At 67.0% G+C, this 23,199-nt stretch carries 18 protein-coding genes; 11 read left to right on the forward strand and 7 right to left on the reverse strand.

The annotated features are described in order from the left end of the window. Positions 1-76 precede the first annotated feature (76 nt). The 4 genes from B3E91_RS04585 (at position 77) to B3E91_RS04600 (ending at position 6,188) form a co-directional block, all read left to right on the forward strand. Positions 77-529, forward strand: a complete 453-nt coding sequence (locus tag B3E91_RS04585) for a group I truncated hemoglobin (protein WP_282338088.1) — start codon at positions 77-79, stop codon at positions 527-529. A 224-nt stretch (positions 530-753) separates the two neighbouring features. Beyond that, positions 754-3,900 (forward strand): bifunctional proline dehydrogenase/L-glutamate gamma-semialdehyde dehydrogenase PutA, encoded by a 3,147-nt coding sequence (putA, locus tag B3E91_RS04590; RefSeq protein WP_282338089.1) that lies wholly within the window; start codon positions 754-756, stop codon positions 3,898-3,900. 212 nt (positions 3,901-4,112) lie between these two features. Continuing rightward, entirely contained in the window at positions 4,113-5,603 is a 1,491-nt protein-coding gene (putP, locus tag B3E91_RS04595) for a sodium/proline symporter PutP (RefSeq protein WP_287028544.1), read from the forward strand. 153 nt (positions 5,604-5,756) lie between these two features. Next, complete coding sequence (locus tag B3E91_RS04600; protein WP_287028545.1) at positions 5,757-6,188, forward strand: DNA methylase; 432 nt, start codon at positions 5,757-5,759, stop codon at positions 6,186-6,188. Positions 6,189-6,216: 28 nt separating this feature from the next. Here B3E91_RS04600 and B3E91_RS04605 read toward each other — a convergent pair whose 3' ends face one another. After that, the gene (locus tag B3E91_RS04605) at positions 6,217-7,134 is read right to left on the reverse strand and encodes an alpha/beta hydrolase (protein WP_287028546.1); all 918 of its coding nucleotides are present in this window, start codon (positions 7,132-7,134) and stop codon (positions 6,217-6,219) included. 162 nt (positions 7,135-7,296) lie between these two features. Here B3E91_RS04605 and B3E91_RS04610 point away from each other — a divergent pair, with 162 nt between their 5' ends. Then, a complete protein-coding gene (locus tag B3E91_RS04610; RefSeq protein ID WP_287028547.1) occupies positions 7,297-7,512 on the forward strand; it encodes a VF530 family protein in 216 nt (71 codons plus the stop codon). 20 nt (positions 7,513-7,532) lie between these two features. Here B3E91_RS04610 and B3E91_RS04615 read toward each other — a convergent pair whose 3' ends face one another. The 3 genes from B3E91_RS04615 to B3E91_RS04625 all read right to left on the reverse strand — a co-directional run bounded on the left by B3E91_RS04615 (position 7,533) and on the right by B3E91_RS04625 (position 11,243). After that, positions 7,533-8,687, reverse strand: a complete 1,155-nt coding sequence (locus B3E91_RS04615) for an OpgC family protein (RefSeq protein WP_282338094.1) — start codon at positions 8,685-8,687, stop codon at positions 7,533-7,535. 426 nt (positions 8,688-9,113) lie between these two features. After that, positions 9,114-10,226, reverse strand: a complete 1,113-nt coding sequence (locus tag B3E91_RS04620; RefSeq protein WP_287028557.1) for a zinc-binding metallopeptidase family protein — start codon at positions 10,224-10,226, stop codon at positions 9,114-9,116. 255 nt (positions 10,227-10,481) lie between these two features. Next, the gene (locus tag B3E91_RS04625) at positions 10,482-11,243 is read right to left on the reverse strand and encodes a LuxR C-terminal-related transcriptional regulator (RefSeq protein WP_287028548.1); all 762 of its coding nucleotides are present in this window, start codon (positions 11,241-11,243) and stop codon (positions 10,482-10,484) included. Positions 11,244-11,394: 151 nt separating this feature from the next. Here B3E91_RS04625 and B3E91_RS04630 point away from each other — a divergent pair, with 151 nt between their 5' ends. After that, positions 11,395-12,210: a carbon-nitrogen hydrolase family protein gene (locus B3E91_RS04630; protein ID WP_287028549.1), complete on the forward strand. Its 816-nt coding sequence runs from the start codon at positions 11,395-11,397 to the stop codon at positions 12,208-12,210. Between the two features lie 140 nt (positions 12,211-12,350). Continuing rightward, positions 12,351-13,673 carry an APC family permease gene (locus B3E91_RS04635; protein WP_287028550.1) on the forward strand — a complete coding sequence of 441 codons (1,323 nt, stop codon included), beginning with the start codon at positions 12,351-12,353 and terminating at the stop codon, positions 13,671-13,673. 306 nt (positions 13,674-13,979) lie between these two features. On the opposite strand, the gene metR is transcribed toward B3E91_RS04635, so the two are convergent. Then, complete coding sequence (gene metR, locus B3E91_RS04640) at positions 13,980-14,906, reverse strand: transcriptional regulator MetR (protein WP_090229768.1); 927 nt, start codon at positions 14,904-14,906, stop codon at positions 13,980-13,982. 121 nt (positions 14,907-15,027) lie between these two features. On the opposite strand from metR, the gene metE reads away from it, so the two are divergent. The 4 genes from metE to B3E91_RS04660 all read left to right on the forward strand — a co-directional run bounded on the left by metE (position 15,028) and on the right by B3E91_RS04660 (position 20,879). Next, complete coding sequence (gene metE, locus B3E91_RS04645) at positions 15,028-17,316, forward strand: 5-methyltetrahydropteroyltriglutamate--homocysteine S-methyltransferase (RefSeq protein WP_287028551.1); 2,289 nt, start codon at positions 15,028-15,030, stop codon at positions 17,314-17,316. A 184-nt stretch (positions 17,317-17,500) separates the two neighbouring features. Next, positions 17,501-19,396, forward strand: coding sequence for a potassium transporter Kup (locus tag B3E91_RS04650; protein ID WP_287028552.1), 1,896 nt, complete (start codon positions 17,501-17,503; stop codon positions 19,394-19,396). A 79-nt stretch (positions 19,397-19,475) separates the two neighbouring features. Beyond that, entirely contained in the window at positions 19,476-19,946 is a 471-nt protein-coding gene (gene ybaK / locus B3E91_RS04655) for a Cys-tRNA(Pro) deacylase (RefSeq protein ID WP_287028553.1), read from the forward strand. A gap of 150 nt (positions 19,947-20,096) precedes the next feature. After that, positions 20,097-20,879: a PhzF family phenazine biosynthesis protein gene (locus B3E91_RS04660; RefSeq protein ID WP_273228616.1), complete on the forward strand. Its 783-nt coding sequence runs from the start codon at positions 20,097-20,099 to the stop codon at positions 20,877-20,879. Between the two features lie 46 nt (positions 20,880-20,925). Here the strand turns inward: B3E91_RS04660 and B3E91_RS04665 are convergent, their stop codons facing one another. Beyond that, complete coding sequence (locus B3E91_RS04665; protein WP_287028554.1) at positions 20,926-22,023, reverse strand: ABC transporter ATP-binding protein; 1,098 nt, start codon at positions 22,021-22,023, stop codon at positions 20,926-20,928. Continuing rightward, positions 22,020-22,940, reverse strand: coding sequence for an ornithine carbamoyltransferase (argF, locus tag B3E91_RS04670; protein WP_273228614.1), 921 nt, complete (start codon positions 22,938-22,940; stop codon positions 22,020-22,022). Before argF ends, B3E91_RS04665 begins: the two co-directional genes overlap by 4 nt. Positions 22,941-23,199 lie beyond the last annotated feature (259 nt).

A 23,199-nucleotide genomic window follows, 5' to 3' on the forward strand; every position in this document is an offset into this window, starting at 1 on the left:
GCCGAGAGTGGTTCGTTCGGCCGTGGTTTTCCCGAGAAGCATGCCCCGCTCGCACGGGCTACGTAGGAGGATCGGAATGGTGCGCATCTTTCGCCGCAGGAGAATCACCGACGCGCGCGTGCTGCTGGTGGCGCTGGGGCTGGCGCTGTCCGCGTGCGCACAGCGGCCGGCGCAGGACGAGCGTCTCTACCGCGAGCTGGGCGAGCAGGCCGGGATCACCCGTATCGTCGAAGGCATGCTGCTCAACGTCGCTGCTGACCCGCGCATCTTCCGGCATTTCCATGACGTCGACATCGTCCGCCTGCGCGACAGGCTGATCGAGCAGTTCTGTGCCGAGAGCGGCGGCCCCTGCGAGCGCGGCGACAGCGTGCAGCACATCAGCGAGGGGCTGGGCCTCTCGCCCGCGGGCTTCGGCGCGCTGGTCGAGGACCTGCGGGCGTCGATGGACGCCCAGGGCGTTCCCGGCCCGGTGCAGAGCCAGCTGCTGGCGCGCCTGGCGCCGGGGCGCGGCGACGTCGTCCGCCGCTGAGGCGGCGGTCGGCGGACGGCCAACCGCTATTGGCCGCCGCTTTCTGATCGAGTTCCTCGGGCCGGAGCTTTTCGTAAAAAGTCCGTAGCTTTGCGCAAGAACCGGCGCGGCGACTGCCACTACATTCCACCGTCCGCTCACGCGCTCGCCTGCGCCGGGTCCTTGCCCGACCGTGCACGCCTGGCAAGACCCACGAAAGCAGTCTCCACCCGAGGAGGGTCTCGATGTTCAAAGCCGCTCATGTCCTGCAGGCCGACGCACTCAATGCGTCGGCCGCCGAGTTCTTCCCCGTCATCAGCGCCAACTACGCCGTCGACGAGGCCGCCTACCTCACCGAACTGCTGCAGCTCGCCGATCCGGGCGAAGCCGGCATCGAAGCCGTTCGCCAGAAGGCCCGCAGCCTGATCGAAGACGTGCGCAGCCGCGACAACGTCGAAGACACCCTCGATGCCCTGTTGCGCCAGTACAGCCTCGACACCCACGAAGGCCTGATGCTGATGTGCCTGGCCGAGGCGCTGCTGCGGGTGCCGGACGCCGCCACCGCAGACGCGCTGATCCGCGACAAGCTGAACGCCGCCGAGTGGGAACGGCACCTCGGCCAGAGCGACAACGTGCTGGTCAACTTCGCCGCCTGGGGCCTGGTGATGACCGGCAAGGTGGTCGACCCGGAAACCGCCGATGGCCGGCCGAAGAGCGTTCTCGGTCGCCTGATCAAACGTTCCGGGGAACCGGTGATCCGCGCCGCGATGAACCAGGCGATGAAGCTGATGGGCAAGCAGTTCGTCCTCGGCCGGAGCATCTCCGAAGCGCTGAAGAACGGTCGTCCGCAGCGCGAGAAGGGCTACACCTATTCCTTCGACATGCTGGGCGAGGCGGCCCTCACCGTCGAGGACGCCGCCAAGTACATGGCCGACTACCGCAAGGCGGTGCAGACCGTCGGCGCCGAGCCGCAGGTCGGCCCCGGCCCGCGTCCGTCGGTGTCGATCAAGCTCTCCGCACTGCACCCGCGCTATGAAGTGGCGCAGCGCGAGCGCGTGCTCACCGAGCTGTTCGGCAGCGTCCGCGAGCTGGCCGTGATGGCCCGCGGGCTGAACGTCGGCATCACCATCGACGCTGAGGAAGCCGACCGCCTGGAGCTGTCGCTGGAGTTGTTCGAGAAGCTGATGCGCGACCCGGCCATCGCCGGCTGGGGCGAGTTCGGCCTGGTCGTTCAGGCGTATTCCAAACGCTGCCTGCCGACCCTGGTCTGGCTGACCCTGCTGGGTCGTGAACTCGGCGCGCGCATCCCGCTGCGCCTGGTCAAGGGCGCCTACTGGGACAGCGAGATCAAGCAGTGCCAGGTCTGGGGCCTCGACGGCTACCCGGTGTTCACCCGCAAGGAAGCCACCGACACCTCCTACCTGGCCTGCGCGCGCTTTTTGCTCTCCGAGCACACCCGCGGGGTCATCTACCCGCAGTTCGCCAGCCACAACGCGCACACCGTCAGCTGCATCCTGGCGATGGCGGGCGAGCGCGAATTCGAGTTCCAGCGCCTGCATGGCATGGGCGACGCGCTCTACGACACGGTGCTGGAGAAGCACGGCAAGAACGTACGCATCTACGCCCCGGTCGGCGCGCACAAGGACCTGCTGCCGTACCTGGTCCGCCGCCTGCTGGAAAACGGCGCCAACTCCTCGTTCGTCCACCAGTTGGTCGACCCGCGCGTCGCCGTCGAATCGCTCATCGATCACCCGGTCACCCAGCTGCGCAGCTTCAAAACCCTCGCCAACGACAGAATCCCGCTCCCGCCGGCGCTGTACGGCCAGCGCAAGAACTCCCAGGGCCTCAACATGAATATCCAGAATCAGTGGAACGAACTGGCTAACGCCTACCAGCCTTTCATCGACCGCCAGTGGCAGGCCGCGCCGGTCATCGATGGCGAGACGCTCGCCGGCAGCGCCAGCGAAGTGCGCTGCCCGTTCGACCTGAACAAGGTGGTCGGCAGCGCGCAGTTCGCCACGGCCGCCCAGGCCAAACAGGCGGTGGACGCCCTCGCGGCGTTCTGGCCGCGCTGGAACGCCACCCCGGTGGATACCCGCGCGAACGTCCTCGAGCGTCTCGCCGACCTGCTGGAAAGCAACCGCGCCGAGCTGATGGCGCTGTGCACCGTGGAAGCCGGCAAGTCCCTGCAGGACGGCATCGACGAGGTTCGCGAAGCCGTCGACTTCTGCCGCTACTACGCCCAGCAGGCGCGCCTGAAGCTCGGCCGCGAAGAGCTCAAGGGCCCGACCGGCGAGCGCAACGAACTGTTCCACGAGGGCCGTGGCGTGTTCGTCTGCATCAGCCCGTGGAACTTCCCGCTGGCGATCTACCTGGGCCAGATCGCCGCCGCGCTGGTCGCCGGCAATACCGTGCTGGCCAAGCCGGCCGAGCAGACCAGCCTGATCGCCGCCCGCGCGCTGCAGCTGATGTTCGAGGCCGGCCTGCCGAAACAGGCCATCGCCTTCCTGCCGGGCGACGGTGCCACCCTCGGCGGCGTGTTCTGCCGCGACCCGCGCGTGGTCGGCGTGTGCTTCACCGGCTCCACCGACACCGCCCGCATCATCAACCGCCAACTGGCCGAGAAGGAAGGTCCGATCGCTACCCTGATCGCCGAGACCGGCGGGCAGAACGCGATGATCGTCGACTCCACCGCGCTGCCCGAGCAGGTGGTCAAGGACGCCGTCGGCTCCGCCTTCACCAGCGCCGGCCAGCGTTGCTCGGCCCTGCGCGTGCTCTACGTGCAGCGCGACATCGCCGACCGTGTGATCGACCTGCTCAAGGGCGCGATGGCCGAGCTGAAGGTCGGCCCGACCCACCTGCGCGAGAACGACATCGGTCCGGTGATCGACGAGGAAGCCCGCGCCGGCCTGCTGGCGCACATCGCCGCGCTCAAGGACGAGGGCAAGCTGATCGCCGAAGCCAGGCTTCCGGCCGGCCTGAACGGTCACTTCGTCGCGCCGGTGGCGTTCGAGATCGGCGGCATCCACGAGCTGAAGGAGGAACACTTCGGCCCAGTGCTGCACGTGGTGCGCTTCGAGGCGGCGGACCTGGAGAAGGTCGTCGCGGCGATCAACGCCACCGGCTACGGGCTGACCCTCGGCGTGCACAGCCGCAACGAGGAAACCGCTGCGCGAATCGAGGCCCTGGCACGGGTCGGCAACCTCTACGTCAACCGCAACCAGATCGGCGCGGTGGTCGGCGTGCAGCCGTTCGGTGGCTGCGGCCTGTCCGGCACCGGGCCGAAGGCCGGCGGTCCGAGCTACCTGATGCGCTTCGCCAACGAACGCACCACCTCGATCAACACCACTGCGGTGGGCGGCAACGCCTCGCTGCTGTCGCTGGGGGATTGATCATTCGCCCCGTTTTGCCGTAGAAGGCGGGCCCGGTCCGCGAGCGCTGATTGCAGCCTTCGCGGGCCGGGCCCGTTTTCATTTCCGAGCAAGAGACCCGCGCCGCGCCAACCGCGCCGCCGGACAAGACGACACGCCTGCCTCCAGAGCGTGCTTGCGCAAACGGCCACGGCCAACCCGTGAGCCCATAACAACAACCAATGGAGCCATCAATGAGCGCCAATACCCCCATGCTGATCACGTTCGTGATCTACATCGCTGCCATGGTCCTGATCGGCCTGGTCGCCTATCTGCGCACCAAGAACTTCTCCGACTACATCCTCGGCGGTCGCAGCCTCGGCAGTTTCGTCACCGCGCTCTCCGCCGGTGCTTCGGACATGAGCGGCTGGCTGCTGATGGGCCTGCCGGGCGCCGTCTACCTGTCCGGCCTCTCGGAAAGCTGGATCGCCATCGGCCTGATCGCCGGTGCCTGGCTCAACTGGCTGTTCGTCGCCGGTCGCCTGCGCGTGCAGACCGAGCACAACGGCAACGCGCTGACCCTGCCGGACTACTTCACCACCCGCTTCGAGGACAACAGCCGCATCCTGCGCGTGTTCTCGGCCCTGGTGATCCTGGTGTTCTTCACCATCTACTGCGCCTCGGGCATCGTCGCCGGCGCTCGCCTGTTCGAAAGCACCTTCGGCATGTCCTACGAGACCGCCCTCTGGGCCGGCGCAGCGGCGACCATCGCCTACACCTTCGTCGGAGGCTTCCTCGCGGTGAGCTGGACCGACACCGTGCAGGCGACGCTGATGATCTTCGCTCTGATCCTCACGCCGATCGTGGTAATGCTCGCCACCGGCGGCGTCGACACCACCTTCCTGGCCATCGAGGCCAACGATCCGACCAACTTCGACGTGCTCAAGGGCGCCAGCTTCGTCGGCGTGATCTCGCTGCTCGCCTGGGGCCTGGGCTACTTCGGCCAGCCGCACATCCTCGCGCGCTTCATGGCGGCCGACTCGGTGAAGTCGATCCCCGCCGCACGCCGCATCTCGATGACCTGGATGGTCCTCTGCCTAGGCGGTGCGGTGGCCGTGGGTTTCTTCGGCATCGCCTACTTCTCGGCTCACCCGGACGTCGCCGGCGCCGTCAGCGAAAACCCGGAGCGGGTGTTCATCGAGCTGGCCAAGCTGCTGTTCAATCCCTGGATCGCCGGCGTGCTGCTCTCGGCCATTCTCGCCGCCGTGATGAGCACCCTGAGCTGCCAGTTGCTGGTGTGCTCCAGCGCGCTGACCGAGGATTTCTACAAGGCCTTCCTGCGCAAGGGCGCCTCGCAGCGCGAGCTGGTCTGGGTCGGCCGCGGCATGGTGCTGCTGATCGCGGTGGTCGCGATCATTGTCGCCCGTGACCCTGAGAGCAAGGTGCTCGGCCTGGTGTCCTACGCCTGGGCCGGGTTCGGCGCGGCCTTCGGCCCGGTGGTGATCTTCTCGCTGGTGTGGAAGGGCATGACCCGCAACGGCGCCCTGGCCGGCATGCTGGTCGGCGCGGTGACCGTGGTGCTGTGGAAGCAGTACGTCGGCCTGGGCCTGTACGAGATCATTCCGGGCTTCATCTTCGCCAGCCTGGCGATCCTGATCTTCAGCAAGATCGGCAGCGGCCCTACCGCCGGCATGCTCGAACGCTTCGACGCCGCCGAGAAGGAATATCAGGACGCTCACCTCTGAGGCCCTGAGCGCAGCCTTGTAACGCAGACGCACGCGGCCCGTCCCGGAAAGGACGGGCCGTTTGCATTTCAGCGCCCGGCCATTCGGCGCTTCGGTCGAACCCGCGCGGCGCGGCGTGCGTCATCCGCAGGACGGCATCATGGGGAGTCGAACATGGCGGCACAGATCGGCGCGCGGCAGTTGAACATCGACCTCGTCCACGGCGGCGAGGCCGCGCTGTTCAGGTGGTTTATCGCTAGCTTCCTGTTCGGCAAGCGCATCCAGAGCGAGATCGCCGCGCAGGCCTACCGCGTGATCGTCGACAGGCATGGCATCGATACGCCGCAGAAGCTGGGCGCCTGCAGCCATCGACGGCTCGTCGGCATGCTCGGCGAGGCGCGTTACGTGCGCTACGACGAGTCGACGGCCGAGCGTCTGCTCAGCCTGTGCCGGACGCTGATGGAGGAGTACGGCGGCGCGGTCGGGGCGATCCAGGCGCGCAGCGAAAACCGCGCGGCGTTCGAGAAGCGCCTGGCCCGGTTCGAGGGTGTCGGCCCTAAGACCGTGGAAATCTTCATGCGCGAGGCGGCGTCAGTCTGGTACTAAGTGCCACCGACGCCGGTTCCAGGTGGCCTTACGGCGTGCGCGCCGCCTGTGCCGGCACCTCGCCGAGCAGGCGCTGCAGCGCCTGGCGATACTGGCGGTGGCCCAGGCGCATGCTGTTGTTGTGGGTGCCGCCCTCGACCATGAGCAGTTGCTTGGGCTCGTTGGCGGCCACGAACAGCTCTTCGCTGAAGCGCGGCGAAACGTAGGGGTCGTTGCTGCCATGTACGATCAACAGCGGCAGGCGAACCTGGGCGATCTTCTCCAGCGAGTCGAATTTCTGCGAAAGAATCCAGCGGATCGGTAGCGAGGTGTGGGCGATGCTGGCGGCCACATCGGCGAGGTTGGTGAAGGTCGACTCGATGATCAGGCCACCGGCCTCCGGCGCCCGGCCCTCGCGGTCGGCGTCCTGGCTGAGTTCCTCGGCGAGGTCGACGGCAACCGCACCGCCCAGGGAGTGGCCGTAGATGTAGCGTTTGCCGGGTGCCGGCTGTAACTGCTCGAGGCGCTGCCAAGCGATACGCGCGTCCTGGTTGACGCTGCGTTCCGATGGCAGGTCGCCTGGGCTTTCGCCGAAGCCGCGGTAGTCGATGGCGAGCACCGAGAAGCCGAGGTCGTGCAATTGCTCGATGCGGAACAGCTGGCCGGTCAGGTTCCAGCGCGAACCGTGCAGGTAGAGCAGGGCGGGCGCATCCTCGCGGGTCGCCGGCCACCACCAGGCGTGAACGTTCTGGCCGGCGAGGAAGTCGCTGGAGTCCAGTTGCATTTCCTCCACGTCGGCGGGCAGGCCGCCGTACCAGCTGGCGGTTCCCGACTCAACCCGAAACACCAGTTCGCGCTCTTTCTGTTCCAGGTGCGCGCAGCCGATGGGCAGCGCCAGCAGCAGCGCGGCAAGCATGCACAGGCGCAGCCAGCGCCGTTTCAGCGCCTCGATCCAGCCAGCCGGCATTCGACCTCCTCGGTGGGTGAAACCTCGTCTTGGTTGACCGGGACAACGCTGCGGCGTTTCGCCGAGGGTGTCGCGCAGGCGTTACCCGATGTTGCCTGGCGGCTCTTTCGCCCCTCGAGCCGCTCGGCTAAGGTGCGCGGATTCTTCTCCAGGACGATCCCCATGAGTTCCAACGATCCCCTTCACGGCATCACGCTGGAAGCCATCCTGCGGCAGTTGCAGGAGCATTACGGCTGGGAGGAACTGGCGCGGCGCATCGACATCCGCTGCTTCAAGAGCGACCCGAGCATCAAGTCGAGCCTGACGTTCCTGCGCAAGACGCCGTGGGCGCGGGAGAAGGTCGAAGCGCTGTTCATCCGCCTGCGTGCCAGGGGCTAGGCACGCAGGCGGCGCGCCGATCAGCTCGGCGTGGCGGTAAGCGGCCCGGCGGCGGCCGGCGCTTTCTGCGGAGCATTGAGGCGCTTGTTGAAGTCCAGCCACAGCGCCAGCAAGGCCATCAGGACGACCCCGAGCAGGGCGGTGAAGAGGCTGGCGGCGAGGGTGTCGCCGTTCAGCGAGTTGGTGAAGTCGGCCAGCGGCGCCAGCAGCACGCCGAGGCAGAACACCTCCAGCGAATAACGTCCCATGCGGCACAGCTGTTGCGCCGGCCAGGTCTGCAGCCAGGGGCCGCGGGCGAGCAGCAGCGGCACGCAGTAGGCCAGCGCCATGAAGTGCAGCAGGCGCACCGGTGAGAGGTCGGTCTTGCTGATCGGGTAGATCAGCTGGGCGACGCTTTCCGGGACCAGCGCGTCGTGCAGCGGCTGCCACTTCCAGGACAGCGCGACCAGCGCGCAGACCGCCAGGTAGGCCATCGACACGAAGAACAGCGCGCCGCGCCGACGCTGTGCCGGCGTGGTGGTCGGTTCGCGTTGCGCCATCACCGCCGCCGCGCCGCCGAGGACGAAGATCACCTGCCAGGCCAGCGGGTTGAAGTACCACTTGCCGTCCGGCGGCAGGCCGTTGAAGTTCCAGCCGAATGCCTGCACCAGCACGTAGAGCAGCAGCGACAGCCCGACGGCCACGTCGACGCGCCTGAGCAACAGCGGCAGCACCACCGGCAGGCTGAGCAGCAGCACGATGTACAGCGGCAACGGGTCCATCAGGTTCGGCTTGAAGCGCAGCAGTAACTCGTCGATGAGGGCCTGCTGCGGGTTGGCGAGGAAGTAATCGAGGCCCATCTCCTGGGAGATGTTGCGCGTCTCGATATGGTCGTTGGCGGTGAACACGATGCCCATCAGCACCGCCAGCAGGAAGATGTGCGCGACGTAGAGCACCCAGGCGCGACGCAGCACCCGCAGGCAGCCCACCAGATAACCGTCGCGCTGCATGACCTTGCCGTAGGCGAGGACCGACGCGTAGCCGGCGAGGAACACGAAGATCTCCGCGGCGTCGCTGAAACCGACATTGCGCGGCGTGATCAGCCCTAGGACGTTCTGCGGAATGTGGTCCCAGAAAATGAAGATCAGGGCCAGCCCGCGAAAAAAATCGATGCGGTGATCACGTCCAGTATTCATTGGCGTGCGCCTCTCGTTCTGTCGCGACAGTGGGGCTGCAGGGCTCTGGCAGCCAGCCGAAAGGCGACTCTGTTTTATGGACAATGCGTTTTTCCGATTAGTGCAGGGCGCGCTGGCGCCCTCGGCGCCAGCGCTGACGAAGGGTCGACGGCGGCGTGTGGGCGCGCATTCTACTAGCAAGCTTCGCGCCCGCAGCGCGCGAGCACGCAAACGTAGGCTCTCGGGCCAATATGCCGCGGCGACGCGCAGCGCGAAGGGTGCCGGAAAACCCCGTGCTCCGCTCGTCGGAAGGGGTTTCCAGATGTGTTGAGAACGGCGGTGCGTCGCCGGCGGGAGCGGTTTCAGCGCTTCGCGATGCGTGCCCGGCACGGCAGGCGCGGCGCGTTGCCGTGCATCGCCTGCCGCCGTGCGCTCTGGCGCGGCGCCTCAGGCGTCGTTCAGATTGGCCAGCGAGGGTGGGTTGCCGCGGGTCTGCACCACGCGGTGGATGAAGTGCAGCTTGGCGATCACCGGCGCCGGCAGGACGAACGGGTAGGTGTCCGGCTGGCCCATGCTGCGGGCCAGCTCGTTGAGCATCGCAGCCATCTCGATCCAGGCGTTGACGAAGGCGATGAAGTCGTCGCCCTGTTCGTCATGCGGGTCGTAGAGCACGTCGCGGGTATAGGGCACGAAGTCGAGGTCGCTGTTCATCGCGGTCATGCCGAAGCCCACCGCGGTGTCCAGGGTGTCCATCATGTGCAGGTAGTGGGCCCAGGTCTCGGCCCAGTCTTCCCAGGGGTGCATGGTCGCGTAGGCGCTGACGAAGCTCTGCTGCCAGTCGGCCGGTGCGCCGTTGTCGTAGTGGCGCTGCAGCGCTTCGTCGTAGTCCAGGCGTTCGTCGCCGAACAGCCGGCGGAAATCGGCGAGCCAGCCGCTGCCCGCGATCAGGCGATCCCAGTAGTAATGGCCGACCTCGTGGCGGAAGTGCCCCAGCAGGGTGCGGTAGGGCTCGTGCAACTGCGCGCGCATGCGCTCGCGATGCGCATCGTCGGCCTCGGCGACGTTGAGGGTGATCAGCCCGCCCGAGTGGCCGGTCATCGGGTTCTGACCTTCGGCGTCGGTTCCCAGCAGATCGAAGGCGAGGCCGGTTTCCTCGTTCTGCGCCTTGCTGATCAGTGGCAGCCCGAGGTCGAGCAGCTGTGCCACCAGGCGGCGTTTGGCGGCTTCGATCTTGTGCCAGCGCTCGCCGTTACCTTCCACCGAGAGATCGGGGATGGTCCGGTTCAACTGGCAGGCGACGCACAGCGTCTGGCCGCTGGCCTGCGGCACCAGCCAGTTGCAGCCGGCCGGCATGGTCAGGTTGGCGCAGCGCAGATAGACCTGCGATTTCGGGTCGTCGGTGATGCGCCAGGTATCCGCCTCGCCGGCCGGGCTCAGCGGGACGATCTCGCCGCGGTCCGGCGCGAATCCCAGCGGCGAGGAGCAGGCCAGGCAGACGCTGTTGCGAAAGAACACCGCCTGCCCGCAGGCGCACTGATAGTGGGCTTTTTCGCCGATCAGGCGGGTCTTGCGCGGGCCGTTGCGATGGCTGGTGACGGAGTAGGCAGCTGACACGATGAGGTCCATCCGGGTGGGAGAGGTGAGTGAATACGGAACCGGGTTCTGTTCTGGAGGCGGCGCTCGCGCTGCAGCGGCGTCTTCGCGCTTCGTCCGGCGTTGCCGTCAATGGCAATTCGCCGGCGGCGCAACCTGTTTCCGGTGCAGGACACTAGATCGCCGCGTGACGACACTGGTTCAGCACCGCCAGTCGGCGGCTCAGGCGTCCTGCGCCTTGAGCAGCAGGGAAAACAGTTCGGAGTGCGATTTGATCCCGAGCTTGCTGTAGATGTGCTTGCGGTGGACTTTGACGGTTTCCGCGGAAATCTCCAGTTTGCGTGCGATCTCCTTGCCGGAATGGCCGCTGAGCAGCAGGCGCGCGACGTCCAGTTCGCGCTGGGTGAGCTGCTGCGCCAGGCGCGACTGCCAGTCCGGTTCGGCCGTCTCGGCACGCGGCAGCGCCTCGAAATGCCGGCGCTGCGCCAGCAGCGCGCCGAGCCAGGGGCTCAGCAGGCCGAGCAGGGCGGTCTGCTCTGGGCTGAACGGGCGGTGCGAGCCGAGCGACAGGCAGAGCACCCGATGCTCGTCCAGCTGCACGTTGAGCTGCACCTCGTCGGCGACCACGTTGAGGCTGAAATAGCGCTGGTAGTAGTCGGTCTGCTCGAAGCACTCCGGCGCCACGTCGGCCAGGCGAAACAGTCCGCTGGCGGGGTTTTCCCGCGCGGCGATGTAGAACGGGTCGAGCAGGTAGAGGCCCTTGAGATAGTCCTGGAACAGCGGGTCGACGCCGCCGTCCGCGCCGGGGCTTTCGGCGAACACCTGCGGGCGGCCGGCGCCGAACAGCAGCACCACCCAGCTATCGAACGGCAGGTAGCGGCGCAGCAGGCGGATCAGCAGCGTCCAGAAATTCGGCTTGTCGAGCGCCGCGATCAACTGCCCGACATCGCGGTGCCAGGCCACATCCTGCAAGGTCAGCGTCATACTTCTACCCCCGATGGGTTACCTCATGCGCGTGATTATGCGGCCGCGAGACGCGCCGCATACTCAGGCCATCCCGACTGGGCGAGGGCTGCATTCTGCCCCTTCGCCGCGCCCCGGTCATGCACCGGGGACCAACTTCCCAGGAGCATCGATGAAGGTCGAACTGGTTCAGCTCGCCGGCCGTGACGGCGACACCGCGTACAACCTGGCGCGCACGCTGCAAGCCATCGCCAACAGCGCCCCGGATACCCAGTTGCTGGTGTTCCCGGAAACCCACCTCACGGGCTTTCCCACCGCTGAAAACATCGCCGAGCTGGCCGAGCCGCTGGACGGGCCGAGCATCCAGGCGGTGCAGCGCGCGGCAGGCGAGCGCGGCGTGGCGGTGGTGCTGGGCATCGCGGAGGCCGATGCCGGGCAGTTCTACAACACCACGCTGCTGATCACCCCGCAGGGCATCGCGCTGCGCTACCGCAAGACCCACCTCTGGGCCTCCGACCGCGGCGTGTTCAGCCCAGGTGACCGTTACGCCACCTGCGAGTGGAACGGCCTGCGCATCGGCCTGCTGATCTGCTACGACATCGAATTCCCCGAGTCCGCCCGCGCCCTGGCCCAGCTCGGCGCCGAGCTGCTGGTGGTCACCAACGGCAACATGGACCCCTACGGCCCGGTGCACCGCACTGCGATCATGGCCCGCGCGATGGAAAACCAGGCCTACGCGGTGATGGTCAATCGCGTCGGCGAGGGCGACGGCGGGCTGACCTTCGCCGGTGGCAGCGCGGTGGTCGATCCGTTCGGCACCCTGCTCTGCGAAGCCGGCCGCGACGAGTGCCGGCAGATCCTCGAACTCGACCTCGACCGCCTGCAGGCCGCCCGCGGCGATTACCGCTACCTCGACGAGCGCCGCATGCGCCTGCCCGGTGAACTGATCGAACACGCCGATGGCCGTCGGGAGCTGCTGATTCCCTGACAACCGCTCGATCCGAAACTCCGCCGGCACAGGCTGCGTGACGTGTTCCGCAGCCCGGTCAGAGCGGGGTTCGCCTTCCTTTTTGCTTCCAGCCGGTTTCCGGCGCTCTGCCAAAACACAACTAAAGGAGAAGAGAAGTTATGGCCCGTCTGCAAAGAACCCTGTCACTGGGTTCGGTGGTGCTGTTCGGCATCGCCTACATGACCCCGATCATCGTCCTCGGCACCTTCGGCATCCTCGCCGACGTCACCCAGGGCCAGGTCCCCGCGGCGTACCTGGTGGCTTCCGTCGCCATGCTGTTCACCGCCCTGAGCTACGCCCGCATGGCCCGCGCCTTCCCGCAGGCCGGTTCGGCGTACACCTACGTGCGCAAGTCGATCAGCGCGAAGCTCGGCTTCATCGCTGGCTGGGCGATCCTGCTCGACTACCTGTTCCTGCCGATGGCGATCTGGCTGATCGGTGCCTCGTACCTGCACTCGGCCTTCCCGGCGGTGCCGCAGGCGTTGTGGGTACTCGCTTTCATCGGCGTCACCACGCTGATCAACGTGGTCGGCCTGAAGCTCGCCAACGGCATCAACAGCCTGCTGATGCTGGTGCAACTGCTGGTGCTGGCGGCGTTCGTCGTGCTCTGCGTGCATTACGTGCTGGGCGACGGCAGCCAGCCGCTGTTCACCCTGGAGCCGTTCCTCGGTGCCGGTTCCTCGCTGCCGCTGGTGATGGGCGGCGCGGCGATCGCCTGCTACTCGTTCCTCGGCTTCGATGCGGTGAGCACCCTCAGCGAGGAAACCCGCGACCCGCAGCGCACCATTCCGCGGGCGATCCTGCTGATCACCCTGCTCGGCGGGCTGATCTTCATCGCCGTGTCCTACTTCGTGCAGCTGGCGCATCCGTCGATCCAGTTCGAGAGCGTCGATTCGGCGGCCTACGAGATCGCCAGGAACATCGGCGGCGACGTCTTCGTCACTATCTTCCTGATCGGCCTGATCGTCGGCCAGTTCACCTCCGGGCTGTCGGCCCAGGCCAGCGCCTCGCGGTTGATCTATGCGATGGGCCGTGACGGCGTGCTGCCCAAAGGCTTGTTCGGTACGCTCAGCGCGCGCTTCGGCACGCCGGTGAACAGCCTGCTGCTGTGTGGCGTCGTCGCGCTGCTGGCGCTGAAACTGGACGTGACCACCTCGACCTCGTTCATCAACTTCGGCGCCTTCCTTGCCTTCGCCCTGGTCAACCTCGCGGTGATCGGCCACTACTTCGTCGGGGCCAGCCAGCGCGGGCCGAAGGAGATCTTCTCCTACCTGTTGCTGCCGCTGATCGGCATGCTCGCCGACCTCTGGCTGATGGCCAACCTCGACCGCATGGCGATCATCCTCGGCCTGACCTGGCTGGCGATTGGCGTGATCTACCTGGTCAAGCTCACCGGCGGCTTCCGCCGCCAGCCGCCGGAGATGGACTTCAGCGAGGCGTGATTCGGAGCATCGGGGTTCGCCGAGGGTGCGGGGTTCGCCTCGGGTGCGCCCGGTGGGTTACGCGGGTAGGGTCCGAAAGGAAATCTTCGGCCTCGGCGTGCCGCTAACCCACCCTACGGTTGAGCCGTGGGACCGTAGGGTGGGTGAAGGCGGCTGCGGGTCGATTCGGTCAACGACGAAGCCCCTACGCCGCAACCCACGCGGATGCGAGGTTCGCCTGGCTCTGCCTGGTGGGTTACGCGGGGAGGGTGCGAAGGGAAATCTTCGGCCTCTGCGTGCCGCTAACCCACCCTACGGTTGTCTCTTTCAGCGGTTCTTCGCGGCGGCGCTGACGCCTTCCAGCGTGGCGAAGGAGGTGTCCTTGGCGGTGAGCAGGAAGTCGCGCATGAACGGCGCATCCAGCATGTCGCTGCGAATGCCGGCGTAGAGCGTCGCGTACAGGCCTTTCTCGCCGAGGCGGCGGGCGGTGACGTAGCCGCGCGAGCTGTACTCGTGGATCGCCCAGTTCGGCAGGCAGCAGACGCCGCGTCCCGAAGCCACCAACTGCATCATCATCACCGTCAGCTCCGAGGTGCGTACCTGGGCCGGCTCGATGTCGGCCGGCTCGAGGAAGCGGGTGAAGATGTCCAGGCGGTCGCGCTCCACCGGATAGGTGATGAGGATCTCCTTCTCCAGGTCTTCCGGCAGCACGAAGGGTTTGCTCGCCAGCGGGTGCTGGTTGGCCACCGCCAGCAGCGCTTCGTAGGTGAACAGCGGCACGTAGGTGATGCCTGGCAGTTCCAGCGGGTCGGCGGTCACCACCAGGTCCAGGTCGCCGCGCGCCAGCGCCGGCAGCGGCGCGAAGGAGAAACCGGAGGCCAGGTCCAGTTCGACCTCCGGCCAGCCGTCGCGGAACTGGTCGATGGTCGGCATTAGCCACTGGAAGCAGCTGTGGCACTCGATGGCCATGTGCAGCCGGCCGGCGGTGCCGCCCGCCAGCCGCGTGAGGTCGCGCTCGGCGGCGCGCAACTGCGGCAGCAGCGAGTCGGCCAGTTGCAGCAGGCGCAGCCCGGCGCTGGTGAAGCGCACCGGTTTGGTCTTGCGCACGAACAGCGACATCCCCAGCCGATCCTCAAGTTCCTTGAACTGGTGGGAGAGGGCGGACTGGGTCAGGTGCAGGCGTTCGGCGGCTTCCACCAGGCTGGCGGATTCGCGCAGGGCGTGAAGGGTTTTGAGGTGGCGAAGTTCGAGCATGGAGGACTGACTCCGACTGCTTTTGGATGAGCAGAACTTGTGATGAAAGAGAGTAGGTTGAGTTTGTCTCATGTACGCGCTGCCGTCGACACTATCTCCTATCAATCGGATGGAGATATTCATGGCACTTGCCCACAACCTCGGCTTTCCCCGCATCGGTCGCGACCGCGAACTGAAGAAAGCCCTCGAAGCCTTCTGGAAGGGCGAACTCGACGAAAGCGGGCTGCGTGCGGTCGGCAGCGCGTTGCGCGCCGCGCACTGGCAATTGCAGAAGGATGCCGGCATCGAATTGCTGCCCGTGGGCGATTTCGCCTGGTACGACCAGGTGCTCACCCACTCGCTGATGTTCGGCGTGGTCCCCCAGCGCTTTCGTCCGGCCAGCGGCCTGCCCACGCTGGACACCCTGTTCGGCATGGCGCGCGGCGTCAGTTCCAGCTGCTGCGGCGGCGCGCATGCGGCCGAGATGACCAAGTGGTTCGATACCAACTACCACTACCTGGTCCCCGAATTCAGCGCCGACCAGCAGTTCCGCCTGTCCTGGGAGCAACTGTTCGAGGAAGTCGCCGAGGCGCGGGCGCTCGGCCATACGGTCAAGCCGGTGCTGATCGGGCCGCTGACCTACCTGTGGCTGGGCAAGGAGAAGGAGGCCGGCTTCGACAAGCTCGACCTGCTCGAACGGCTGCTGCCGGTGTACGGCGAAGTGCTCGGCCGGCTGGCCGCGCAGGGCGTCGAATGGGTGCAGATCGACGAGCCGATCCTCACCCTCGACCTGCCGCAGGCGTGGAAGAACGCCTTCGAACGCGCCTACAACCTGTTGCAGCACGCGCCGCTGAAGAAACTCCTGGCCACCTATTTCTCGGTACTCGATGACAACCTCGGGCTGGCGGTGAACCTGCCGGTGGACGGCATCCACGTCGACCTGGTGCGCGCGCCGGAACAGTACCCGACGATTCTCGACCGCCTGCCGACCTACAAGGTGCTGTCCCTGGGCCTGGTCAACGGGCGCAACGTCCGGCGGTGCGACCTGGACAAGGCGCTGGACGTGCTGCGCCCGGCCGCCGAACGGCTCGGCGAGCGCCTCTGGGTGGCGCCGTCCTGCTCGCTCCTGCACAGCCCGGTCGACCTGGACCGCGAGGACCGTTTCGACGATGAGCTCAAGAGCTGGCTGGCCTTCGCCGTGCAGAAGTGTGCCGAGGTGTCGATCCTGGCCCGCGCGCTGGAGGAGCCGGACGCCGCCGACGTGCAGGTCGCGCTGCGCACCAGCCGCGCCGTGCAGGCCAGCCGCGCCGCCTCGCCGCGCATCCATAAGCCCCAAGTGCAGGCGCGCCTGGCGGCGATCCGGCCGGTCCACGCACGGCGCCAGTCGCCGTTCGACAGGCGTATCGATGTGCAGCGCGAGCGCCTGCGCTTGCCGGTGTTCCCGACCACCACCATCGGTTCCTTTCCGCAGACCTCGGCGATCCGCCTGGCGCGGCAGGCGTTCAGGCAGGGCAGGCTGTCGGTGGCGGAGTACACCGAGGCGATGCACAGCGAAATCCGCCACGCCGTTCAGGTGCAGGAGCGCCTCGGCCTCGACGTGCTGGTGCATGGCGAGGCCGAGCGCAACGACATGGTCGAGTACTTCGCCGAGCAGCTTGACGGCTATGCGTTCAGCCGCTTCGGCTGGGTGCAGAGCTACGGTTCGCGCTGCGTGAAGCCGGCGCTGATCTACGGTGATCTGAGCCGCCCGCACGCCATGACGGTGGACTGGATCCGCTACGCGCAGGGCCTCACCGACAAGGTGATGAAGGGCATGCTGACCGGGCCGGTGACCATGCTGATGTGGTCGTTCCCGCGCGAGGACGTGTCGCGCGAGGTGCAGGCGCGGCAACTGGCGCTGGCGATCCGCGACGAGGTGGTCGACCTGGAAGCCGCCGGCATCCGCATCATCCAGATCGACGAAGCAGCGTTCCGCGAGGGCCTGCCGCTGCGTCGCGAACACTGGCAGCACTACCTCGACTGGGCCACCGAGGCGTTTCGCCTGTGCGCCTCCGGCGTGCGCGACGAAACCCAGATCCATACCCACATGTGCTACAGCGAGTTCAACGACGTGATCGAGTCCATCGCGGCGATGGATGCCGACGTGATCACGGTCGAGACGTCGCGCTCGGACATGGAGCTGCTGGAGGCGTTCGAGGCCTTCGCCTACCCGAACGACATCGGCCCCGGCGTCTATGACATCCACTCGCCGCGTGTGCCAGAAACCGCGGAGATGGTCGGCCTGCTGAGCAAGGCGGCCCGGCGGATTCCCGCCGAGCGCCTGTGGGTTAACCCGGATTGCGGCCTTAAGACCCGTGGCTGGGCTGAAACCGAACAGGCGCTGACGAACATGGTCGCCGCCGCGCGGCAATTGCGCAGCCAACTGGCCTGAGTTCGGCTCGCCCTTTCGGTGGCTTCAGGCCGCCAGTGTTCGGCAGGGCATCGGGGCGAGGCGTGGGCATCGCCTTGCTTCGCGACGAACCCTTGCAGGCCGCGGGCGTGGCGGCCGGGGGGCTTGATCGGCCGCCGAGAGAGGCGCAGCATTCGCTCCCTTTTGCGCGGAAAAACCAGAGTCCATGAGCGAACCCACGCCCGCCGTCGCCAACGCACATCGTCCTGCGGGGATAGGCCTTCTGATCGCCGCGGTCGGCGTCGTCTACGGCGACATCGGCACCAGCCCGTTGTACACCCTCAAGGAAGTCTTCGCCGGGCATTACGGCGTGCAGGCCAACCACGACGGCGTGCTCGGCATTCTCTCGATGATCTTCTGGTCGCTGATCTGGGTGGTCTCGATCAAGTACATGCTCTTCGTACTGCGCGCCGACAACCAGGGCGAGGGCGGCGTGATGGCGCTCACCGCGCTGGCGCGTCGTGCCGCGGCGGCATACCCGCGGCTGCAGAACCTGCTGATGTTGCTCGGGCTGTTCGGCGCCGCGCTGTTCTACGGCGACAGCATGATCACCCCGGCGATTTCCGTGCTCTCGGCCGTGGAAGGCCTGGAAGTGGCGTTCCCCACGGTGGCGCACTGGGTGGTGCCGCTGTCGCTGGTGCTGCTGATCGGGCTGTTCCTCATCCAGCGCCACGGCACGGCGCGCATTGGCGTGGTATTCGGTCCGGTGATGCTGGCGTGGTTCATCGCGCTTGGGGCGCTCGGGTTGTACGGCATCGTGCAGAGCCCGGAAGTGCTCAAGGCGATCAACCCGTACTGGTGCGTGAATTTCTTCCTCGCTCATCCGGGCATCGGTGTAACCGTGCTCGGCGCCGTGGTGCTGGCGCTCACCGGCGCCGAAGCGCTGTATGCAGACATGGGCCACTTCGGCCGCGCGCCTATCGCCCGTGCCTGGTTCGGCCTGGTGCTGCCGGGGCTGACACTCAACTACTTCGGCCAGGGCGCACTGCTGCTGGCCGACCCCGAGTCCGCACGCAACCCGTTCTTCCTGCTGGCGCCGGGCTGGGCGCTGCTGCCGCTGGTGGCGCTGTCGACCCTGGCCACCATCATCGCCTCCCAGGCGGTGATTTCCGGGGCCTTCTCCCTGACCCACCAGGCCATCCAGTTCGGCTATATCCCGCGCATGTTCATCCAGCACACGTCCAGCCATGAACGTGGGCAGATCTACATCGGCGCGGTGAACTGGGCGCTGATGGTCGGTGTGGTGCTTCTGGTGCTGGGCTTCAAGTCGTCCGGCGCGCTGGCCTCGGCGTATGGCGTGGCGGTGACCGGCACCATGCTGATCACCACGCTGCTGTTCTCGGTGGTGATGCTGCGCCTGTGGCGCTGGCCTTTGCTGGTGACGCTGCCGATCCTGCTCGGTTTCCTCCTGGTGGACAGCCTGTTCTTCGCCGCCAACGTGCCGAAGATCTTCGAGGGCGGAGCCTTCCCGGTGATCGCCGGCATGGGCCTGTTCGTTCTCATGACCACCTGGAAGCGCGGTCGCGAGATTCTCGTCGAGCGTCTCGGCGAGAGCGTGCTGCCGTTGCCGACCTTCGTCGCCAGCATCCGCATCCAGCCGCCGCACCGGGTGATGGGCACGGCGGTGTTCCTCAGCGCCCGTAGCGACGCGGTGCCGCATGCGCTGCTGCACAACATGCTGCACAACCAGGTGCTGCACGAGCAGGTGGTATTGCTCACCGTGGTCAGCGAAGACCGCCCGCGGGTCGAGGAGGACCGGCGCTTCGAGGTCGAGGCCTATGGCGAGGGCTTCTACCGGGTGATCCTGCATTTCGGCTTCATGGAGGAGCCTGACGTGCCGCAGGCGCTGACCCTGTGCCATCTCACCGACCTGGACTTCAGCCCGATGCGCACCACCTACTTCCTCAGCCGGGAAACGGTGATCCCGACCAAGCGCATGGCCATGGCGCGTTGGCGCGAGGCGCTGTTCGCCTTCCTGCTGCGCAATGCCAACAGCAGCCTTCGCTACTTCAAGCTGCCGTTCAACCGGGTGATCGAGCTGGGCACCCAGGTGGAAATCTGAGGCGATTGACGCGGCGCGCTGCATGCGCCGCGGGCTTTGCGATAAGGTAGACAAACCCCTCCAGTACCCCGTTACGACCATGACCCCCGCCATCGATCTGCTCAAGAAAGCCCGCGCCGAACACCAGGTTCACAGCTACGTCCACGACCCCAAGGCGCCGTCCTACGGCCTGGAGGCCGCCGAGAAACTCGGTCTGCCGGCCGAACGCGTGTACAAGACGCTGCTCGCGGCGACCGAGAAGGGCGAGCTGCTGGTCGCCGTGGTGCCGGTCGCCGGCAGCCTCGACCTGAAGGCGCTGGCCCACGCGGCGGGCGCGAAGAAGGCCGAGATGGCCGATGCCAACGCCGCGCAGCGTTCGACCGGCTACCTGGTCGGGGGCATCAGCCCGCTGGGGCAGAAGAAGCGCCTGCGTACCTTCATCGACGCGTCCGCGCAGAACTTCCCGACCATCCACGTCAGCGCCGGGCGCCGCGGGCTGGAAGTGGAACTGGCCGCCGCAGTGCTGGCCGAGCACACCGGTGGGCAGTTCGCCGCCATCGGCCGGAGCTGAACGCGCCGTCCGCTTACGGATGGCTCAGGCGACCCTGCGAGGGTCATCCGTACAGCGCCTTGTATCGCGATAAAAGTTCGAAACTGTATCGCTCGCCATTTCGGTCGAACGGGCATGCTTTGCCACCACCGTTCAGCAATGGAGCCCGATATGCCCCTCGCTTTCCACCAGGTCGATGCCTTCTCAGACACCCCGTTCGCCGGCAACCCGGCGATGGTCTATCGCCTCGATCGATGGCTCGACGACGCGCTGATGCAGCGCATCGCCGCCGAACACAATCTGGCCGAAACCGCCTTCGTGGTGCGCGAGGGCGCCGCCTGGCACATCCGCTGGTTCACCCCGAGCGCCGAGGTGCCGTTGTGCGGCCACGCGACCCTGGCCAGCGCCCACGTGCTGTTCGAGGTTTACCGCGAACCGGGTGAGCGCATCGATTTCAGCTGTCGCAGCGGCAGGCTGGCGGTGACGCGGGAGGAGGGGCGGCTGGTGCTGGACTTTCCCGCCCAGGCGGCGACGCCCGTCGCCATTCCCGAGGGCCTGGAAAGCATCCTCGGGCAGAAGGTGTCGGCCGTATTCGATGCGCCGCAGTTGCTCGTGCTCCTCGAGTCGGAGGACGCGGTGCGCGCCTGCGTGCCTGACTTGAAGCGCCTCGCCAGCCAGGACTGGCCGAACGTGATGATCACCGCGCCGGGCAGCGAGTACGACTTCGTCTCGCGTAACTTCGCCCCGGCGATCGGTATCGACGAGGACCCGGTGACGGGCTCGGCCCATTGCATCCTGATTCCCTACTGGGCGCAGCGGCTCGGCAAGAACGTGCTGCGGGCGTACCAGGGCGGCGCGCGGGGAGGGCAGCTGTGGTGTCGGCTGGAAGGCGAACGGGTGAAGATCGGCGGCTACGCGACGCTGGTGGCCAGCGGGCAACTGCATATCGCGTGAGAGCGGCGATCGAATCGCCCGGCGCGCAGGCGTCGGGCGAGCCGCTTCAGGCCATGCCGCCGCAACGGCGCACGCCGATCTGCTCTGAGGACGCCTCGCCCTGCGCGGGGTAGAGCACCAAGTGCTCGGCGGCGACACGGATACCGACGTCCTGGCCGGGCAGGAACTCGGTCTGGCTCGGGAAGATCGATTCCAGCTGGCAGCCAGTCGGCAGCTGCAGGCGATACAGCGTCGCCGCGCCGAGGAAGGTGCGCCCGAGGATACGCGCCTTCAGCGCGCTGCCCGGGTCGAGGGTGATGTCGTCCGGGCGCAGCAGCACGTCCACCTGCGTCCCGTTTTCCCAGGCATAGGCGCGGTTGCCCCGCAGCTCGCCGAGTTCGGTGTGCACGCAGTCCGGGCCGGTCATCCGGCCGGGAATGAAGTAACCCTGGCCGATGAAGCTGGCGACGAAGGGCGTCGCCGGCTCGTGGTAGAGATTGAACGGCGTATCCCACTGCTCCAGATGCCCGCGGTTGAACACCCCGACCTGATCGCTCACGGCGAAGGCTTCTTCCTGATCGTGGGTGACCAGGATGGCGCTGGTGCCACGCGCCTTGAGGATGTCGCGCACCTCATGGCTCAGGCGCCGGCGCAGTTCACCGTCGAGGTTGGAGAAGGGTTCGTCGAGCAGCAGCAGCTGAGGCTCAGGCGCCAGCGCGCGGGCCAGCGAAACACGTTGCTGCTGGCCGCCGGACAGTTCGTTCGGATAGCGCTTGGCCAGCGCGCCGAGGTTGACCATGTCCAGCAATTCGGCGGTGATGCGCTCGCGGTCGGGGTTCTGGCGAATGCCGAAGGCGACGTTCTGCGCCACACTCAGGTGGGGGAACAGGGCGTAGTCCTGGAAGACCATGCCGATGCGCCGCTTCTCCGGCGCGACGGTGAAGCCGGGACGGGAAATCACCTCGCCCGCCAGGCGAATCTCGCCTTCCTGCACCGGCTCGAAGCCGGCAATGGCGCGCAGCGTGGTGGTCTTGCCGCAGCCGGACGGGCCGAGCAGACAACCGATGTCGCCCGCATTCAGGTGCAGGTTGAGGGTCTTCACCACGCGCTGCTCCTGGTAGCCGCAGGCGAGGTCGCGCAGGTCGAGCAGGAGGTCGTGTTTCATGCGTAGTGGTAAGCCGGTTCGACGAGGAATTCGAGAAGCGCCTTCTGCACGTGCAGTCGGTTCTCCGCCTGGTCCCAGGCCACCGAGAAGGGCTGATCGAGCAGGTCTTCGCTGATCTCCTCGCCGCGGTGCGCCGGCAGGCAGTGCATGAACAGCACGTCTTCGGCGGCACCGGCGAGCAGTTCGCGGTTGACCTGATAGGGGCGGAACAACGCCAGACGGGCGGCGGTTTCATCTTCCTGGCCCATGGACGCCCAGACATCGGTGCACACCAGGTGCGCGCCGGCCACGGCCTGGTGCGGGTCGCGCATCACCTGCACACGATCGCCGGCCTGGGCCAGCAGCGTGGCGCTCGGCTCGTAACCTTCTGGGCAGGCGACGCGCAGCTGGAAGTCGAACTGCTGGGCGGCTTCGATATAGCTGTTGCACATATTGTTGCCGTCGCCGATCCAGGCCACCGTCTTGCCGGCGATGCTGCCGCGGTGTTCGTGGTAGGTCTGCATGTCGGCGAGCAACTGGCAGGGGTGCAGATCATCGGACAGTCCGTTGATCACCGGCACCCGCGAGTTGGCGGCGAATTCGGTCAGGGTGTCGTGGGCGAAGGTGCGGATCATCACGGCGTCGAGCATGCGCGACATGACCTTGGCGCTGTCGGCGATCGGCTCGCCGCGGCCGAGCTGGGTGTCACGCGGCGAAAGGAAGATCGCCTGGCCGCCCAGCTGAATCATGCCGGCTTCGAAGGACAGCCGGGTCCGCGTCGAGGCCTTCTCGAAGATCATCCCGAGGACGCGGTTCTTCAGCGGCTCGAAGAGCACGCCGCGGTCGCGCAGGTCCTTCAGCTCGCTGCCTCGGCGGATCAGCCCGACCAGTTCCTGGGGGGTGAAGTCCATCATCGAGAGGAAGTGCCTGACGCTCATGTTCATTACCTTGACTGCACCGGACGCTGTCCGGACATCCTGTTTTCACGAAAAATACGACGACCTACGGCTTGAGGCCGCACGGTGCGACGAAACGGGGGAAGGCGCGATGTTATAAAAAAATGTCGCTTCACGCCACGCTGGAACCTGTCACCGCCGGGTTCGCGGCTGTTGCGGCTTGGCGGGCGAGGGCTTGTGCACTCCCCGGTTTGCCAATCCCGGCAGGACCGACGGCTAGCCTTTTCCAGGTGAAAAAGCG

The sequence above is a fragment of the Pseudomonas sp. UBA6310 genome, assembly GCF_002438225.1.
Lineage (GTDB): Bacteria > Pseudomonadota > Gammaproteobacteria > Pseudomonadales > Pseudomonadaceae > Pseudomonas_O > Pseudomonas_O kuykendallii.